At 72.3% G+C, this 16,702-nt stretch carries 16 protein-coding genes; 4 read left to right on the forward strand and 12 right to left on the reverse strand.

Annotated elements, in window-relative coordinates:
* Window positions 1-2: 2 nt before the first annotated feature.
* The 7 genes from GA0070609_RS14525 to GA0070609_RS14555 form a co-directional block, all read right to left on the reverse strand.
* Window positions 3-1,790, reverse strand: a complete 1,788-nt coding sequence (locus tag GA0070609_RS14525) for a gamma-glutamyltransferase family protein (RefSeq protein ID WP_088994304.1) — start codon at window positions 1,788-1,790, stop codon at window positions 3-5.
* A complete protein-coding gene (locus GA0070609_RS14530) occupies window positions 1,787-2,788 on the reverse strand; it encodes an ABC transporter ATP-binding protein (RefSeq protein ID WP_088994305.1) in 1,002 nt (333 codons plus the stop codon). Before GA0070609_RS14530 ends, GA0070609_RS14525 begins: the two co-directional genes overlap by 4 nt.
* Window positions 2,785-3,846 (reverse strand): ABC transporter ATP-binding protein, encoded by a 1,062-nt coding sequence (locus tag GA0070609_RS14535; RefSeq protein WP_088997735.1) that lies wholly within the window; start codon window positions 3,844-3,846, stop codon window positions 2,785-2,787. Before GA0070609_RS14535 ends, GA0070609_RS14530 begins: the two co-directional genes overlap by 4 nt.
* Entirely contained in the window at window positions 3,846-4,730 is an 885-nt protein-coding gene (locus GA0070609_RS14540) for an ABC transporter permease (RefSeq protein WP_088994306.1), read from the reverse strand. The genes GA0070609_RS14535 and GA0070609_RS14540 overlap by 1 nt, the downstream gene beginning before the upstream one ends.
* Window positions 4,727-5,683: an ABC transporter permease gene (locus GA0070609_RS14545; RefSeq protein WP_088994307.1), complete on the reverse strand. Its 957-nt coding sequence runs from the start codon at window positions 5,681-5,683 to the stop codon at window positions 4,727-4,729. Before GA0070609_RS14545 ends, GA0070609_RS14540 begins: the two co-directional genes overlap by 4 nt.
* A gap of 5 nt (window positions 5,684-5,688) precedes the next feature.
* Entirely contained in the window at window positions 5,689-7,365 is a 1,677-nt protein-coding gene (locus GA0070609_RS14550) for an ABC transporter substrate-binding protein (RefSeq protein ID WP_088994308.1), read from the reverse strand.
* Window positions 7,366-7,527: 162 nt separating this feature from the next.
* Window positions 7,528-9,030 (reverse strand): pyridoxal phosphate-dependent decarboxylase family protein, encoded by a 1,503-nt coding sequence (locus GA0070609_RS14555; protein WP_157748168.1) that lies wholly within the window; start codon window positions 9,028-9,030, stop codon window positions 7,528-7,530.
* Window positions 9,031-9,115: 85 nt separating this feature from the next.
* On the opposite strand from GA0070609_RS14555, the gene GA0070609_RS14560 reads away from it, so the two are divergent.
* Both GA0070609_RS14560 and GA0070609_RS14565 read left to right on the forward strand, forming a co-directional pair.
* The gene (locus GA0070609_RS14560) at window positions 9,116-9,487 is read left to right on the forward strand and encodes a nucleotide pyrophosphohydrolase (RefSeq protein ID WP_088997736.1); all 372 of its coding nucleotides are present in this window, start codon (window positions 9,116-9,118) and stop codon (window positions 9,485-9,487) included.
* 108 nt (window positions 9,488-9,595) lie between these two features.
* Window positions 9,596-10,324: a DUF998 domain-containing protein gene (locus tag GA0070609_RS14565; RefSeq protein WP_197700291.1), complete on the forward strand. Its 729-nt coding sequence runs from the start codon at window positions 9,596-9,598 to the stop codon at window positions 10,322-10,324.
* 15 nt (window positions 10,325-10,339) lie between these two features.
* Here the strand turns inward: GA0070609_RS14565 and GA0070609_RS14570 are convergent, their stop codons facing one another.
* The 5 genes from GA0070609_RS14570 to GA0070609_RS14590 form a co-directional block, all read right to left on the reverse strand.
* Window positions 10,340-10,903, reverse strand: coding sequence for a TetR/AcrR family transcriptional regulator (locus GA0070609_RS14570; protein ID WP_088994310.1), 564 nt, complete (start codon window positions 10,901-10,903; stop codon window positions 10,340-10,342).
* The gene (locus GA0070609_RS14575) at window positions 10,893-11,360 is read right to left on the reverse strand and encodes an SRPBCC family protein (protein ID WP_088994311.1); all 468 of its coding nucleotides are present in this window, start codon (window positions 11,358-11,360) and stop codon (window positions 10,893-10,895) included. Before GA0070609_RS14575 ends, GA0070609_RS14570 begins: the two co-directional genes overlap by 11 nt.
* Window positions 11,361-11,389: 29 nt before the next feature.
* Complete coding sequence (locus GA0070609_RS14580; RefSeq protein WP_088994312.1) at window positions 11,390-12,010, reverse strand: L-threonylcarbamoyladenylate synthase; 621 nt, start codon at window positions 12,008-12,010, stop codon at window positions 11,390-11,392.
* A gap of 73 nt (window positions 12,011-12,083) precedes the next feature.
* Window positions 12,084-13,424, reverse strand: a complete 1,341-nt coding sequence (locus GA0070609_RS14585) for a nicotinate phosphoribosyltransferase (protein WP_088994313.1) — start codon at window positions 13,422-13,424, stop codon at window positions 12,084-12,086.
* A gap of 105 nt (window positions 13,425-13,529) precedes the next feature.
* Window positions 13,530-14,243, reverse strand: a complete 714-nt coding sequence (locus tag GA0070609_RS14590; RefSeq protein WP_088994314.1) for an alpha/beta fold hydrolase — start codon at window positions 14,241-14,243, stop codon at window positions 13,530-13,532.
* 85 nt (window positions 14,244-14,328) lie between these two features.
* Here GA0070609_RS14590 and GA0070609_RS14595 point away from each other — a divergent pair, with 85 nt between their 5' ends.
* Together GA0070609_RS14595 and GA0070609_RS14600 are read left to right on the forward strand one after the other, a co-directional pair.
* Window positions 14,329-14,880, forward strand: a complete 552-nt coding sequence (locus GA0070609_RS14595; protein WP_088994315.1) for a TetR/AcrR family transcriptional regulator — start codon at window positions 14,329-14,331, stop codon at window positions 14,878-14,880.
* A gap of 165 nt (window positions 14,881-15,045) precedes the next feature.
* Window positions 15,046-16,701: an alpha/beta fold hydrolase domain-containing protein gene (locus GA0070609_RS14600; protein ID WP_231928775.1), complete on the forward strand. Its 1,656-nt coding sequence runs from the start codon at window positions 15,046-15,048 to the stop codon at window positions 16,699-16,701.
* Window position 16,702: the final 1 nt, after the last annotated feature.

Here is a 16,702-nt window from a genome sequence, read left to right on the forward strand (position 1 = left end):
GGCTACCGGCCGCAGGCGTAGCCCTGCATGCCGCGGGGGTTCGCTCCGGCTGCGAGTACTCCGCTGGTCGGGTCGCGGGTCACGGCGCAGAGCCGGCCGAGGCTCCACGGGTCGGACAGCCGCACCTCGTGCCCGTATGCCCGCAGGGCCGCCAGCACCTCCGGGTCCAGGCGGTCCTCGATCACCAGGACGCCGGGTTCGAAGTCGCGCGGGTAGAACGACGCCGGCAGGCTGGCGGTGTGCCACATGGGCGCGTCGATGGCCTCCTGCAGGGACTGTCCCCCGGCGAGATGGCGGAGCAGGAACAGCAGCTGCCACTGGTCCTGCTGATCGCCGCCGGGCGTGCCGCACGCCAGTACGGGCTCCCCGTCGCGGTGCACCATCGTCGGGCTCAGGGTGGTACGCGGTCGGCGTCCCGGCGCGAGCGACGACGCGACTCCTTCCTCCAGCCAGAACATCTGCAGCCGGCTGCCGAGCGGGAAGCCGAGATCCGGAATGGTGGGAGAGCTCTGCAGCCAGCCGCCGCTCGGCGTCGCGGAGATCATGTTCCCCCAGCGGTCGACCACGTCGACGTGACAGGTGTCGCCGCGGGTCACGCCGTCCGCCTTCACCGTCGGCTCCCCCGTGGTGGGATCCGCCGGGTCGGCGTGACGTCCCGCACCGCGGCAGACCTGGCGCGGCAGGATGGGATCCGCCCCGTCGGGGCGCCCCGGCCGCAGCTCCGCCGACGCCCGTTCCCCGACCAGGGCTGCCCGCTCCCTGGCGTACTCCCGGGACAGCAGTGCCTTCGCGGGCACGTCACCATCGCCGTACCAGGCCTCGCGGTCGGCGAAGGCAAGTTTGAGCGCTTCGGCCTGGGCGTGGATGCCGGCCGCGGTCGCCGGGTCGTACACCCGGGGGTCGTCGAGCGCGTCGAGAACGGACAGCGTCTCGAGCAGTACCGGGCCCTGGCCCCAGAAGCCGGTCTTTGCCACCGAGTAGCCGTGCCAGTCGAGGGTGACCGGCTCCTCCCAGGTGGCGGAGTAGGCGGCCATGTCCGCGCCGGTGACGAGGCCGGCGTGGGACCGCCCGCTGGAGTCCTGGAACGGCTGCCGACTGAACCGGTCGATCGCCTCGGCGACGAAGCCTTCCCGCCAGGCGCGACGTGCGGCGTCGATCTGTGCCTCGCGGTCGGAGCCGACCGCCCGGCCGGCGTCGATCAGTCTCCGCAGGGTCCGCGCGTAGGCCGGGTTGGCGAACAACTCCCCCGCCGTCGGCGGCTTGCCGTTGCGCAGCCATAGCTGAGCGGAGGTGGGCCAGTGCTCCTCGAACAGCGACCGTACGGCGGCGACCGTGTCGCCGACCCTGCCGACCAGCGGGTGACCGGCGCCGGCGTAACCGATCGCCGGCCCCAGCACCTCCTCCAGGGAGGACGTGCCATGGTCTCGCAGCAGGAGCAACCAGGCGTCCACGGCGCCCGGCACCGCCGCCGCGAGCGGGCCGGCCCCGGGAATGAGCTCCATCCCGAGCGACCGGAAGTGCGCGATGGTGGCGCCGGCGGGCGCCGGCCCCTGCCCGCACAGCACCTTCGGCGCCGGGTCCTGGGCCGTCGCCACGATCGCCGGCACCTCACCGCCGGGCCCGTTGAGATGCGGTTCGACGACGTGCAGGACGAACCCCGCGGTGACGGCCGCGTCGAAGGCATTCCCACCGCGCTCAAGGATGCCCATGGCCGCCTGGCTGGCGAGCCAGTGCGTCGAGGAGACCATCCCGAAGGTTCCTTGCAACGTCGGCCTGGTGGTGAACGTCATGACAACACCTCATTCGGGTCGGCGGCCCGGACATCGGGCCGGCTGCCGTCCGCCTGGACCAGGTGGCAGGCGGCCATGCCGCCACCGACCTCCACCTGCTCCGGCACCTCAGCCGCACACCGTTCGAACGCGAGCGGGCACCGGGTACGGAAGCGGCAGCCGGACGGAGGATCCAGCGCCGACGGCAGGTCGTCGCCGAGCAGGACCGGCTGACGCTGGCGTTGGCGGACCGGATCGGCCACCGGTGCGGCCGCCAGCAGCGCCTGGGTGTAGGGGTGAGCGGGTCGCGTGAAGATCTGCTCGCGGGAACCTTTCTCGACGAGCTGGCCGAGGTACATGACGGCGATGTCGTCGGCCAGGTACTCCACCGCGGACAGGTCGTGGGTGATGAAGAGGCAGGCGAATCCGATGTCCCGCTGCAGGTCGGCGAGGAGGTTGAGCACCGACGCCTGCACGGACACATCGAGCGCGCTGGTGGGTTCGTCCGCGATGAGCAGCATGGGCTCGGAGATCAGTGCCCGGGCGATGCTGACGCGCTGGCGTTGCCCTCCGGAAAGCTCGTGGGGATATCGGCGGGCTACCTCGGCCCGGAGACCGACCCTGCCCAGTTCCGTGGCAACGCGAGCCTCCCGGTCACGTCGCGAGTACCGCCGACCTGACAGGCGTAGCGGCTCCGCCACGATGTCACCCACCAGCATCCGCGGGTCGAGCGAGCCGGCGGGGTCCTGGAAGACGATCGACACGCTGCTCCGGTACGGGCGCAGCTGTCGCCGGGACAGGTGCGTGACGTCCGTCCCGGCTATCCTGACCACGCCCGCGGTGGGCTCCACGAGCCGCACCACGCATCGACCCACGGTCGACTTGCCGGAGCCGCTCTCCCCCACCAACGCGGTGACTCGGCCCTTGGGGATGACGAGCGAGACGCCGTCCACGGCCCGCACCGGCCCGAAGTGCATCACCAGGTCCTCGAGTTCGAGGGCGTTCGGCTGCGGCGTCATGTGTTCCTCTCCTCAGGCTGCGTCCGAGGCGTCGGGCAGGGATGCCAGCAGGCCGCGAGGTGGTCCGTCGCCGCGGGCGTGGTTCCGGTCCGCACGACCTCGAGCGCCGGGGCATTGTTGCGGCACCGCGAGTCCGCGGTCGGGCAACGGTCCGCGAACGTGCAGGCATCGGGCTGGGCCGACAGCACCGGCACGAGACCGGGAATCTCCTGTAGGCGCTCGGTGCCGGCGTGCCTGCCCGGCGTCGGCGAAGCCGACAGGAGCCCGGCCGTGTACCGGTGGAACGGGTGCGCGAACAGGTCGGTGACCTGCGCTCGTTCGACCACCCGCCCGGCGTACATGACGACGACGCGGTCCGCGATGTCGGCGATCACGCCGAGGTCGTGCGTGATGAAGAGGATGGTCGTGCCCAGCCGGTCGCGCAGGTCTCGGAGCACCTGGAGAATGCCGGCCTGGACCGTGACGTCCAGGGCGGTGGTCGGCTCGTCGGCCACCAGCACCTTCGGGCCGCAGGCCACCGCCATCGCGATCATCACCCGCTGGCGCATGCCCCCGGAGAGCTGATGCGGATAGTTGTCGACTCGCGTCGGAGCTGAGGGGATACCGACAAGCGACAGCAGCTCGACGGCCCGGGCCCGGGCGGCCCGCCGGGACATCCGCTCGTGGACCTGGAGCACCTCTGCGATCTGACGCCCGACGGTGAGCACCGGATTCAACGACGTCATCGGTTCCTGGAAGATGTAGGCGATCTCCTTGCCACGCACCCGCCGCAGCACCGACTCCCGACTGCCGACAAGCTCGGTCCCGTTCAGCCGCACAGAGCCGGAGATTCGGGCGCTGTCCGGGAGCAGGCCCGCGATGCTCATCGCCGTGACGCTCTTTCCGCAACCCGACTCGCCCACCATTCCGACGATCTCTCCGGAGGCAAGATCCAGGTCCACCCGGTCCACCGCCGAGACGGTTCCGCCCTCGGTCGTAAACGAGATCGAGAGATCGCGTACCGCCAGCACGGGTGCGCCGACGACGGCGCCGGCACCGGCTCGTTCAACCGTCGTCATCACCGGTCTCCCTTCGGGTCGAGGGCGTCCCGCAGGGCGTCGCCGAAGACGTTGAACGCCAGCGCCAGACCCATGATCACGACACCGGGGAGGACCGCCGCCCACGGGGCGCGAGCCGCGAACTGCTGGGCGGTGGCCAGCATGGTTCCGAGACTGGGGGCCGGGGGTTGGATGCCGAGGCCGAGGAAGGACAGCACCGCCTCGCCCAGGATCGCGGCCGGGATCGCGACCGTGGCCTGCACCAGGATCACCGACGTCGCGTTGGGCATGATGTGCCGGGCGAGCACCCACAGGTCACTCGCGCCGTCCACGACGGCCGCCGCGACGAAGTCCAGCGACTTGAGCCGCAGGGTGTCCGAACGCACCACGCGGATCACACCCGGGATCTGGGCCACCCCGATGGCCACAGCGGCGTTGCCGAGGCTGGCGCCCCGGATGGCGGCCAGCCCCACCGCCATGATCAGAAACGGGAACGCGAGCAGCAGGTCGGTGAAGCGCGAGATCACGGCGTCCCAGACCCGGAAGTAGCCCGCCGCGAGGCCGAGCGGAACCCCGATGGCCAGGGAGGTGGCTACCGCCAGGAGTGCCACCTGCAGGGAGGCCCGAGCTCCGAGCATGATGCGAGACAGGACGTCACGACCCAGGTCGTCGGTCCCCAGCATGTGCCCCGGCGTGCCCGGGGGCGAGAACGTGTGGGCGAAGTCGGTCTGCTCGACCGAGTAGGGGGCGATCCAGGGCGACAGCAGGGCGATGACGGCCGCCACCGCGAGGACGACGAAGCTCACGACGGCGAGCGGGTTCCTTCGCAACCGCCGCAGGACCCGGGTCCGCCGGGTGATGCTGGCGGGGCCGGTCTCCGCCATCGGAACGGTGAGGACGCTCATGCCGGGTCCCCCGTCACCCTGATTCGTGGGTCGATGACCGAGTAGAGCAGATCCACCAGGAAATTGATCACGATGTAGGCCGTCGCGGTGAGCAGGACGACGGCCTGGATCACCGGGTAGTCCCGCTGAAAGACCGCGTCGATGGTCATCTTGCCGAAGCCCGGGAGCCCGAAGATCTGCTCGGTCACGACCGCGCCGGAGATCAGCCCTCCGAGTTGGAGGCCCACGATCGTCACCACCACGATCAGACTGTTCCGTAGGGCATGCCGGGTGATGACGGCCCGTGGTCGAAGCCCCTTCGCCTTCGCCGTACGCACGTAGTCGGAGGAGAGCGAGTCGAGCATCGCCGAGCGCGTCTGTCGCATGATGATGGCGGCGAGGCCCGTGCCGAGGATCACGGCCGGCAGGACGATGTGGTGCAGGTTGTCCAGCGGATCCTCTAGGAACGGCACGAATCCGGAGGCCGGGAAGAGCCCCGTGGCCACGGAGAGGTAGAGGATCGCGAGCAGACCGAGCCAGAAGTGCGGCACCGACAGGCCGACGAGGGCCAGCCCGTTGGCGAGCCACTCCGCCGGGTGCCCGCGGCGCACCGCCGCGAGCACCCCGGCGCCGACGCCCAGCGCCGCGGCGATGAGGATCGCCAGGACGGAGAGTTCGGCCGTGACGGGCAGGGCGGTGGTGAGCATCGACGAGACCGGGATGCCGGTTCGGATCGACTCGCCGAAGTCGCCCTGCGCGACGCGTTCGACGTACTGCGCGAACTGCAGTGGCAGCGGTTGGTCCAGGCCGTAGTGGTGACGGATGGCCGCCAGCGCCTCCGGGGACCGGTCCTCCCCCGCGAGGGCGAGGGCCGGGTCCCCGGGGAGGGCCCGCACACCGAGGAACACCACGACGGTCGACAGCAGCAGGGTCAGCGCTGAGTGCCAGGCGCGCGTGATCAGATACCGGGCCACGAGACCTACTTGGTGAACCCGGCGAAGGCCGCACGGATCACGCCGTCCGGGAAGACCTGCAGGCCCTGGACGGTCTTGGAGACGGCGGTCAGGTTCCGCTGCCGGTAGAGATAGATCAGCGCGTCATCCTGCTGGAGGATCGTCACCGCCTGGCCGTACAGCTTCTTGCGCTCCTCGAGGTCGTTGGACTGACGAGCCTGGGTCAGCACGGCGTCGAGCTGGGGGTTGCTGTAGCCGGAGACGTTCTGGCTCCCGCCGGTGCCCACGAAGTTCGTGATGTTAGCGTCCGGGTCGATCCGCCCGCTCCAGCCCAGTTGCAGCAGCTCGAAGTTGCCACGGTCCTGCTCGTCGAGGAGGGAGGAGTACTCCACCGGGTTTATCTTGAGGTCGAATCCGCCGTCCTTGACCATGGCCTGGAGCGCCTGCGCCAAGCGCAGCGTGTCGGGCGTGTTCGACGCGAGCATCGTCACCGGGTACGGCGTCTGGACGCCCGCTTCGGCGAGCAGTTGCTTGGCCTTCGCCGGGTCGTGCGCCGGGCAGGTCTGCGCCTCCGGTGACGAGAACGGGCTCGCGGGCGAGATCGGTGAGCAGGCGACGGCGGGGATGCCGTTGAAGACCGCCTGGACCAGCGCCTTCCGGTCGATCGCGTGCTCGAAGGCCTGCCGGACCTTGGCGTTCTGGGCGATCGGACGGTTGATGGGCTTCGGCGTCGTACCGACGCCGTCGACGTTGCCGATGTTGAAGGTGAGCCCCTGGTAGCCGAGGGACTGCGACTGCAGGACGGAGATCGAGCTGTCGGACTGCAACGCGGCGACGTCCTGGGTGGAGACGCTGTCGGCGACCTGGGCGTCGCCGGAGCGCAGGTTGGCCGCGCGGATGCTCGCGTCGCTGAGGATGCGCCACGAGATGGCGTCGAGGTGGACCTTGGCGGCGTCGTAGTAGTTCGGGTCCTTCACGACGTCGATGGAGTTCTGCGGCACCCGCTTGGCGAACTTGAAGGGCCCGACGCAGACCGGGGCCGAGGCGAAGTCGTCGCCCAGGCTCTGCAGCGCCTTCGGACTCATGATCATGCCGGCCCGGTCCGCCAGCGCGCCGAGCAACGGCGCGAACGGCTGCTTCAGGCGTACGACGACGGTCTGGGCGTCGGGCGTGTCCACGCTCTCGATCGGGCCGAGTTCGCTCTTGCGCGCCGACCGGGAGTTGGTCAGGTGTCGTTGCAGCGTGGCCTTGACCGCGGCGGAGTCGAACGGCGTGCCGTCCGCGAAACGCGCGCCCTGACGTAGCGGAATCGTCACTGACCGGCCGTCGCTGCTGGTGGTGGGTAGTGCCGTCGCCAGTTGCGGCACGACCTGCGCCCGCTCGTCGACGTCGTAGAGCTTCTGGCACATCGCCTGGAAGACGTAGCGCGAGTAGAGGCTCCGGGAGAGGGTCGGGTCCAGCGCGTCGGGTTCCGCCGAGAGCGCGATGACGAGCTTGCCGCCCTGCTTCACCGCGGCCGGGTCTGCCGGTGTACCGAAGAAGTCCTGGCCGGTCGGCTGACTGTCACCGGACTGCGTGCCACTCCCGCTGTTCGACACCGGCGAGCAGGCCGCGACGACACAGACGACAGCGACCGCCGCCACAGTGGCCCGGAATGGACGGAGCCGACGCGGGCTCGTTTCGCTGACGGAGAGGTTCGTCATTGGGAGCTCCTCGAGTGGGCGATTCGGGGAGCGTATGTTGTATACGAAGCCTGACGCAAGACCTTCGTCGATGGCTGCCGAGCCTCGCGTCCGTAGGGCGATGAGGGACGGGACACGACCGTAGAAGCCGCCGCTCGGCGGCTGCGGCGGCTCCTACGGTGGCTACTCGGCGCCGGACAGCGCGGCGGCGCGGCGTACGTCGTCCAGCAGGACTTCCATGTCGGACCGGGTGGTGCGGTAGTTGAGCACACAACCGCGCAGCGCGAAGCGGCCGTTGACGGTCGCGTTCGACAGGTACGAACTGCCGGCCTGTTGCAGCGACAGCATGATGCGCTCGTTGAGGCGGTCGAGTTCCTCCTCGTCGGCCTCGGATCGGGACCCGGTGCGCGCCGCTGGTGGCAGGTAGCGGAAGCAGAAGATGGAGAGCCCGACCGGGGCGAGCAGTTCGAGGTCGTCGCTCGCCGCGATGAGTTCCGCGACGTGCCGGGCACAGTCGAGGTTGCCCTCGATCGCCTCCCCGATCGCCCGGGAACCGGCGTGCCCCAGCAGCATCCACACCTTGAGGGCCCGGAAGCGCCGGGAGAGCTCCAGGCCGTAGTCCCAGAACGCGAAGGCCTCGGCGGGCTCGGTCTGCGTGACCCGGGTGTAGTCGGCGTCCAGGCTGAAGGCGGCGCGCGCCGCCTCGGGGTCGCGGTAGATCAGACAGCCGCAGTCGGCGGGCAGGTAGAGCCACTTGTGCGGGTCGAGGGCGATCGAGTCGGCCTCCGCCAAGCCGTCGAAGAGTGGGCGGGCCGAGGGGGCCAGTCGGGCGAAGCCGCCGTAGCACGCGTCGACGTGCATCCAGAGCCCGTACCGGCGGGCGACCGCCGCGATCTCCGGCAGCGGGTCGATCGCCCCGGTGACGACAGTGCCCGCGGTCGCCACCACGCAGAAGGGTTCCGCGCCCGCGGCCCGGTCCGCCTCGATGGCGCGGACGAGGTCGTCGACGTCCATCCGGCACCGGGCGTCGACCGCCACCTCTCGGACGTTCGCGCGGCCGATGCCGAGCAGCGCGGCCGCCTTGTGCACCGAGTGGTGAGTCTGCGTGGAGACGTAGACGCGCAGCGGTGCGGGGTGGGCGCTCGCGCCACGGGTGGCGACCTCGTCGCCGCAGTGACGATGCCGGGCGGCGGCGAGCGCAGTGAAGTTGGCCATCGAGCCGCCGCTGGTGAAGAGGCCGCCGGCGCTCGGACGACACCCGAGCGCTTCCTTGATCCAGTCGATCGTGACGTGCTCCAGCTCGGTGGGCGCGGGCGCCGATCGCCAGGCGGGCAGATTCGCGTTCAGCGTCGACGCGAGGAGGTCCGCGACCGACGCGACAGCGGTGCCCGGCGCCGAGACGTAGCCGAAGAAGCGCGGATGACCGTTGTGCCGGCTGCCCGGCACGATCACCTCGCGGAAGACCTCGAGCAGGTCGGCGAAGTCGCGGCCCTCGACGGGCAGCGGCTCGGCGAGGTGCTCCCGCACCGCGGCGGCCGTGGCGCGCGGAGCGATGGGCAGGTCGCGGAGCGAGGCGTGGTAGGCGGCCATCCACTCCACGGCCTGGCCGGCCAGGTCGCTGATCGTTGCCGGTGAGGGGTCCAACGCGGAGTCGACGCCACGCCGCTCGGGAGAGGTGGAACTCATGGCGGGGAGAGTAGTTCGACCAGGCGACATTCCTCCGTGCACGCCGGTGCCTCGACCGCCGTCCGGGCCCGTATCCTCGACGACCATGACGGCCGAACCCGAGGAGCCCGGGCGCTGCGCGCATTCCCTGCTGCGCGAGCGGGTCCGCCGGTTCGCCGAGGAACGCGACTGGCAGCCGTTCCACACGCCGAAGAACCTCGCCATGGCGCTCGCCGGTGAGGTGGGCGAGCTGCTCGCCGAGTTCCAGTGGCTCACCGCCGAACAGTCCGCCGAGGTGCTCGCCGACCCGGCGGCCGGCGCCCGGGTCCGGGCGGAGATCGGCGACGTGATGATCTACCTGACCCGCCTCGCCGACGTGCTCGGCGTCGACCTGGCCGAGACCGCCCTGGCCAAACTGGACGAGGCCGCCGCCCGCTACCCGGTCGAACAGGCGAAGGGTTCCGCCGCGAAACGGTGACTGTGGGCGGCCGGATTGACACCGGGCGCCGTCCGGGATTCCACTGGTGGGAGCGGCACCCGGGCGCCCGGTGCGCACCGGCGCCGCCTGCGACACCTGGGAGGCATCATGGACTCCTCGCCCGTCAGGCCACCGCAGGACGCCCAGACCATCCGCCGGCTACGCCTCGGCATCGGGGTGGTCGGTATCGCGCTGCCGTTCGTGCTGACCGTCGGCCACGCGCTGGTCACCGGCACACCGACCCTGCTCACCTCGATCAGCGCCTACTACTACACCGAGCTGCGGGACGTCTTCGTCGGCAGCATGTGCGCGGTCGGGGTCTTCCTCATCTCCTACCGGCAGCGCAAGGTCGACGACCTGCTCGGCACGATCGCCGGGGTGCTGGCCATCGCGGTCGCGCTGTTCCCGGCCGCGACGCACGACCCGGGCGGCCCGGTCACCGCCACCGACGTGCTGGTCGGTCGGGTGCACCAGGTCTCGGCGGCGGCGCTGTTCGTGATCCTCGCGATCTTCTGCCTCGTCCTGTTCCCGCGGACCGATCCGCGTATCGGTGAGGCGCGGACCCGGGTCCGCGTCGGCCTCTACCGCGCCTGCGGTGGAGTCATCCTGGCCGCCATCGCGCTCGCCGTGGCGAGCAACGCGCTCCCGGAATCCACTCGCGACACGCTGCGGCCACTGTTCTGGTGCGAGGCGGTCGCGGTGCTCGCCTTCGGGACCGCGTGGTTCGTCAAGGGCGAGGCGATGTTCCGGTACGCGCGGGAGGCCCGCCGCCGGGAGCACGACGGCCCGGCACGTGCCGCGGATCCGGCACCGAGCCCGGCACCCGGTGCGCCGTAGCGACGAGCGCGCCGGTCAGTCCGGCCGCGGGGCCGTGATGAGCCGCGCGAACAGGTCGGCGGCCGCGCCCAGCACCTCCCGGTCGCCGGTGACCAGCAGGTCCAGCAGTAGGCCACGGGTGGCGGCGAGGGCGAGCCGGGCCCGCTGGCGGGCCTGCGCCGCGTCGAAGCCGAGGCGCAGGAACAGGTCCTCGACGGGGCCGGCCCAGGCGGCGATGACGGTGGCCCGGAACGACTCGGTCCAGCTACGACCGAACAGTGCCTGGGCGTAGATCTCGAAGAACAGCCGTTCCGCCGGGGCCAGCTCGGGGTCCGCGAGGCGCCGCCAGAACCGCCGGCTCACCTCGACCGGGTCGTCCAGCCCGTCGGCGAGGGCGACGAGCGCCGCCCGCTGCTCGGCCTCGATACGCCGGACGACCTCGGCGAGCAGGCCCTCCCGGCTGCCGAAGTGGTAGATCAGCATGCGATGGCTGGTGCCCGTACCGGCGGCGATCTCGCGCAGACTGAGCTGGCTGAACCCGCCCTCGGTCAGGAAGGCGACGCAGCGGTCGAGCAGCGCCGCGCGGGCGTCACCGGCCACCGGTGGGCGCCGCGCCGTCGCCGGCCGCCGCAGCCGCCGGATCCTCGGCGGCCGCGGCCAGGCCGGCCGCCTCCATCCGCAGGTAGCGTCGGGTCTTCGCCGCGGTCAGCAGCGCGACCAGCCCGGCGAGGACACCGGTCTGCCGGATGCCCACGGTGATCCGGGTGGCTCCGTCCGGCTGGCGTTCGACCCGGTGGTACGCGACGGTGTGCACGCCCGGCGCCGTTGCCTCCCAGGCGAACGACGCGCCCTCGCGGAGGTCGCGGACCCGCCACACCGTGGTCGGGAGGCCGGGCTGCCGGACGCGGAACCGGCTGCCGACCGTGAGCGCCGGCCCGTCGAGCGGCTCCACCGCGGACATCGACGCCGTCCACCGTGGATACGCCGGCACGTTCCGCACCGCCGCCCACGCGCGGGCGGGGTCGGCGGCGGTGGTGGTTGTCTCCTCGTAGTCCATGTACCAAATGGTACATAGACCGGGGGTGGTCATTCGAAGCGGGACGGGTCCCCGGCGCCCCGGCGCAGGATCTCCGGCTCCGGCTGCGACAGGTCGACCACGGTCGTCGGCTCCTTGCCGCAGTCACCGGCGTCGAGCACGGCGTCGACCAGGTGATCGAGCCGTTCCTTGATCTCCCAGCCCTGGGTCAGCGGCTCGTCCTCCCCCGGCAGCACCAGGGTGCTCGACAGCAGCGGCTCACCCAGCTCGGCCAGCAGCGCCTGGGCGACCGTGTGGTCCGGAACCCGTACGCCGACGGTGCGCTTGCGGGGATGCAGCAACCGGCGCGGCACCTCCCGGGTCGCCGGCAGGATGAACGTGTAGCTGCCCGGGGTGCTCGCCTTCACCAGCCGGAAGGCGGCGTTGCTCACCTTGACGAGCTGGCCGAGCTGGGCGAAGTCCCGGCACACCAGCGTGAAGTGGTGCCGGTCGTCCAGGTGTCGGATCTCCCGGATCCGGTCCAGCCCGTCCCGGTTACCGAGCTGGCAGCCCAGCGCGTAGCAGGAGTCCGTGGGGTAGGCGACCAGCCCGCCGTCCCGGATCAGGTCGACGACCTGCCGCAACGCCCGGGGCTGGGGGTTGTCCGGGTGCACGTCGTAGTACCTCGCCATCCACTGAGACTAGGCGCTTCCCCGCGGCCCTGCCCCGGCAGGCTGGTGACCGCCGTGGTCGGCACCGGCACGGTCAGTACCGGCCACCACCGCCGACCCGCGCGGCCACCCGGTCGTGCAGCGCGGCCAGCGCCGGGCTCACCGCGGCGGTGAGCGGCGTTGGGTCGACCAGCCGCCGCGCCGCCTCCGGAAGCCAGGCGAGGTCGGCGTCGAAGCGGGCGCGGGCGGCGCGGACCTCGCCGGCCGGGTCGGCCGGCTCGAGGCGCCGGCCGCCGCGCATCACCGGCACCAGCAGCGGCTCCCGGTCGCCCGGCGGCGGCTCGTCGCGCAGCCCCACCACGTCGCCGCTGGCGCCGGTGGGATCGCGGAAGACCTGCTTCGGTCCGGGCAGGGTGGCCTTGCCCGGGGACAGCTTGAGCACCGGCCGGTCGCCGACCGCCACCAGCTTGTACGCGCTGTCCAGCGACGGCGCGTCGTAGGAGACGCCCATCCGGGTGCCTACGCCGTACCCGTCGATCGGTGCACCGGCGGCGACGAGCGCGGCGATGACGTCCTCGTCGAGGCTGCCACTGGCCACGATCTGCGCCCGGGTCAGCCCGGCGTCGTCCAGGATCGCCCGGGTCTGCTTGGCCAGCGCGGCCAGGTCGCCGGAGTCGAGCCGGACGCCGAGCGGCCCGGTCAGGCCGAGTTCGACGACCACGTCGACGGCCGCCCGCACGCCGGCCGGCGTGTCGTAGGTGTCGACCAGGAAGATCGGGTTGGTCGGGAAGTCGGTGGCGAACGCCCGGAACGCCGCCCGCTCGTCCGGGAACGCCTCGACGTACGAGTGGGCCATCGTGCCGGACGGCTTGAGCCCGTAGCACCGGGCGGCCTCGACGTGGCTGGTGGCGGCGAAGCCGGCGATGGCCGAGGCGCGGGCCACCCCCGCCCCCGCCTCGATGCCGTGGGTACGGCGGAAGGCGAAGTCGATCAGCTGGGCGCCGCCGGCGGCGAGCCGGCAGCGGGCGGCCTTGCTGGCGACGGTGGTCTGGAAGGTGATCAGGTTCAGCACGCCGGTCTCCACGAGCTGCGCCTCGGCAAGCGGCGCGGTGATCTCCAGCAACGGCTCGTCGGCGAAGACCACCCGCCCCTCCGGTACGGCCCGGACGTCGCCGGTGAACCGGATCCCGGCCAGCGCGGTCAGGGTCTGCTCGTCGAAGCCGCCGACGTCGCGCAGGTAGGCCAGGTCGTCGTCGTCGAACGCGAAGTTCTCCAGAAAGGTCAGCGCGTCGGCCAGCCCGGCCGCCACCAGGAAGCCGCGCCGCGCGGGCAGGCGGCGGGCGAACAGGCTGAACGTGGCGGGCTCGACCAGGCCACGGCGCAGGTAGCTGGCCGCCATCCGCAGCTCGTACAGGTCGGTCCGCAACCCGGTCATGCCGTCTCCTCGACCACGCCCCCACTGTGGCCGAGCGGGTGCGGCCACGTACCGCGAACGGAGGAACCGGCGGCCCGGGCGCCGGGCGGGGCGGGGTGGCCCGGCTCAGCGTGCGGCGGGATGGCGCCGCTCGGCGTGGGCGGCCGCGTCCTCGATCAGCCGGGCCAGCCGGACCGGGTCGGCCAGCACCGTGACGTGGCCGGTGCGCGGCAGCCGGATCAGCCGACCGTCGCGGCAGGCGGCCAGGTACTGCCGCTCGTCGGCGCGGAACGGGTCCCGGTCGCCGTTGACCAACCAGACCGGGCCGGGGTAGGCGGCCAGGGCGCCGAGCTGGTCGTGGCCGGCGACCGCCGCGACCACCGCCGGCATCACCTCGCTGGACAGGCCGCCGGCCACGACGGCGTCCGCCGCCGGACGCGGCAGGGCGCGGCGGAAGGCGTACGCGCTGAGCTGGTTGGCCTGCTCCGGGAAGCGCGCGGCGAGCGCGGCCGCCCCGCGGTAGAGCCCGACGAGCCGCGTCGGCCGCGCGGTGCAGCCGATGGCGACCAGCCCGGCCACCCGCTCGGAAAAGCGGCCGGCGGTGGCGATGCCGACGAAGCCGCCGAGCGACAGGCCGGCGACCAGCGCCCGGCCGCCGACGTGGTCGACCGCGGCGGCGACCGCCTCGATGGCGGCGGCCATGGTGAAGGTCTCGCCGCGGCGGGCGCCGTGGCCGGGCAGGTCGACCGCGTGGGCGGGCCGGTCGAGTTGGCTGACCACCGGCTCCCACATGGTGCGGCTGACCCGGATGCCGTGGACGAGGACGACGGGCAGGGCCATCTGCGCTCCTTTCCAACCGCAACGCAACGGTGCGTTGCGATTCCAGTAGAACACAACGCAACGGTGCGTTGCTATCCTGCTCGACGTGGCACCACGCAGACAGCAGGAGATCTTCGACAGCACGCTCACGCTGCTGGCCGAAAAGGGCTACGACGGCCTCACCATCGAGGCGGTGGCCGAGCGCGCCGGGGTGAACAAGACGACGATCTACCGGTGGTGGCCGTCCAAGGCCGCGCTGCTGGCCGACGCGCTCGTCGAAGCGCCGCTGCTCGACCTCCACACCCCGGACACCGGCACCCTGCGCGGTGACCTGACGGCGGTCGTCGGCGCCATCGTCGCGCTCCTCACCACGCCGCCCTCATCGGACGTGGCCGTCGCGGCGCTCGCCGCCTCCGCCCACCGGGCCGAGCTGGCGTCGGCCACCCAGCGGTTCTTCGCCGACCGGCTGGCCCGCGAGCGCCCCATCTTCGAACGGGCCGTCCGCCGGGGCGAGCTGGCCCCCGACGCCGACCCCATGACGATCATGGACGCGCTCGCCGGAGCCGTGTGGTGCCGCGCGGTGTTCCGGGGGCGGCCGGTCGACGACGCCTTCGTCGACCGCACGGTGGCGATGGTCCTGCACGGCGTGGCCGGCTGACCGGCGACACCAGCCTCTGGGCGGCACCCGGTCCGCGCGGCCCGCCCGCGACCGCCGGCCCACTTACACCGAACGGAGCAGCACAAACGGCGACAACCGGGGTAAGCAGCGCCACGCGCGGGGACCCCGCGACGCAGGATCGGTTGCCGGCAGGAGCTGCTTGACGTGCGTACGTCCGAGGGGGCCGCGGTGGCTCCACGGCGCGGGAGGACCCTCCCGCTGCTCACGCTGGCCGCCGTCCCGCCCGCGCTGGAGGCCGCCGTGCTGGCCGCGCTCAGCTTCTACTCCGCGAGCGGGCTCGCGCCGCAGGCCACCGCCGTCTGGCCGTACGACTCCTACCACGACCTACGCTGGCTGCTGGTCTACCACAACTCCTGGTCGATGTTCCTGCTCGGCCTGCTGGCGGTGACCGCGGTGCGCGGTCTGCTGTCGGCGTGGATGACCGGCCTCGCGTGGCCCGCGCACACGCCCCGCCCGTCGTACCGCTGGCTGATCCGGCGCAACATCGAGGTGGCCGCCCTCGCCACGGTGATCATCTCGCCGTGGGCCGCCCTCGCCGTGGCGTACTCGGCGGTCGCGCTGTCGTGGTATCTGCTCGCGTCGCTGCTGCCCATGCTCGTGCTGGCGCCGTTCCTGGCCCGCGGCGGCGTGGTCAGCCGGTGGTGGCGCGGCCTGCCCTCGGCGGCCCTGTTCGGCTGGTCGCTGCTCAACTTCCTGGTCCTCACCGCCGCCGGGGCGATCATGTCGGCCGTGCCGCTGTGGTGGGGCGTCCCGATCGCCGCGGCGGCCGGCACAGCCAACGGGCTGCTCTGGCGAAGCACGGTCGCCGCCGCGGCGTTCCAGGCGCCGGTGCGCCTGCGCCGGGTGCCCGTGGCGCCGCTGGCGATCGTCGTCACCATGGCCGGCTCCGTCTTCGCCGAGGCCGGCGTCGGCATCGCGGCCGGCGGGCCGGGCGACTGGCGGGCTCCGGTGCTCACCGAGCATCTCGAGGAGCGGATCCCGTACGCCGTGATCGCCATCGCCGGACACAACTCCAGCTACGACGGCCGCCCCGCGGTGGACGCTCGGGTGGAACGGTTCTCCTACCGGGGCCTGGACGACCGGGAGCGCCCGCTGCCCTACCAACCGCAGGACACGCACCAGTCGGTGGGCTCCAGCGCCGCGCTGCTCTCCCAGCACATCGACTCGCTGCAACGGCGGACCGGCCGGCCGGTGGCGCTGCTCGGCGAGAGCGAGGGCGCCATGGTGGCCCGGATGTACCTGGAACGGTGGCCGGAGTCACCGGTGGACGCGGTCATCATGTTCAGCCCGCTGACCCGCCCCGGCCGGGTGTACTACCCGCCGGCCGGGTACGACGGCTGGGGCGTGGTCGCCGGATGGGAACTGCGGCTGGTCGCGGCGCTGTCCAACCTCACCAAGGAGGTCGACAGCGACCCGGACGAGCCGTTCGTCCGGTCGGTGCTCGCGGATGCGCCCTTCTACCGCAACCGCACGCTGTGCCCGGTCGCCGGAGTGCGCATGATCGCCTTCCTGCCGACCGTCTCCGCCGTCGAGGCACCGCCGGGCGAGTACTCCCGGATCCCGACCGTCGAGGTGCCCGGGCTGCACGCGTTCCCGCTCGACCAGGCACTGGTGCAGGAGACCGTGATGGCCTTCCTGGCCGACGAGCCGGTCAACCGGCCCCGCCGGGAGTACCGGCTGTTCCAGCACCTCGGCGCCGCCTGGCAGGCGCCGCCCCTCGCCATCGGGCTCAACCCCATCTGGTCGGCGAACCGCGAGGCCGACCCGGCCTTCAGCGGGCGGATCTGCGAAGCCCAGTGAC

The sequence above is a fragment of the Micromonospora echinaurantiaca genome (assembly GCF_900090235.1).
Lineage (GTDB): Bacteria > Actinomycetota > Actinomycetes > Mycobacteriales > Micromonosporaceae > Micromonospora > Micromonospora echinaurantiaca.

What these genes read in the sequence shown, in the direction of transcription:
- GA0070609_RS14535 (WP_088997735.1), bottom strand. Translation starts at nt 3,846, where the DNA reads ATGACGACGGTTGAACGAGCCGGTGCCGGCGCCGTCGTCGGCGCACCC.
- GA0070609_RS14555 (WP_157748168.1), bottom strand. Translation starts at nt 9,030, where the DNA reads ATGAGTTCCACCTCTCCCGAGCGGCGTGGCGTCGACTCCGCGTTGGAC.
- GA0070609_RS14540 (WP_088994306.1), bottom strand. Translation starts at nt 4,730, where the DNA reads ATGAGCGTCCTCACCGTTCCGATGGCGGAGACCGGCCCCGCCAGCATC.
- GA0070609_RS14580 (WP_088994312.1), bottom strand. Translation starts at nt 12,010, where the DNA reads ATGGCGAGGTACTACGACGTGCACCCGGACAACCCCCAGCCCCGGGCG.
- GA0070609_RS14590 (WP_088994314.1), bottom strand. Translation starts at nt 14,243, where the DNA reads ATGGCCCTGCCCGTCGTCCTCGTCCACGGCATCCGGGTCAGCCGCACC.
- GA0070609_RS14525 (WP_088994304.1), bottom strand. Translation starts at nt 1,790, where the DNA reads ATGACGTTCACCACCAGGCCGACGTTGCAAGGAACCTTCGGGATGGTC.
- GA0070609_RS14530 (WP_088994305.1), bottom strand. Translation starts at nt 2,788, where the DNA reads ATGACGCCGCAGCCGAACGCCCTCGAACTCGAGGACCTGGTGATGCAC.
- GA0070609_RS14550 (WP_088994308.1), bottom strand. Translation starts at nt 7,365, where the DNA reads ATGACGAACCTCTCCGTCAGCGAAACGAGCCCGCGTCGGCTCCGTCCA.
- GA0070609_RS14560 (WP_088997736.1), top strand. Translation starts at nt 9,116, where the DNA reads ATGACGGCCGAACCCGAGGAGCCCGGGCGCTGCGCGCATTCCCTGCTG.
- GA0070609_RS14575 (WP_088994311.1), bottom strand. Translation starts at nt 11,360, where the DNA reads ATGGACTACGAGGAGACAACCACCACCGCCGCCGACCCCGCCCGCGCG.
- GA0070609_RS14585 (WP_088994313.1), bottom strand. Translation starts at nt 13,424, where the DNA reads ATGACCGGGTTGCGGACCGACCTGTACGAGCTGCGGATGGCGGCCAGC.
- GA0070609_RS14565 (WP_197700291.1), top strand. Translation starts at nt 9,596, where the DNA reads ATGGACTCCTCGCCCGTCAGGCCACCGCAGGACGCCCAGACCATCCGC.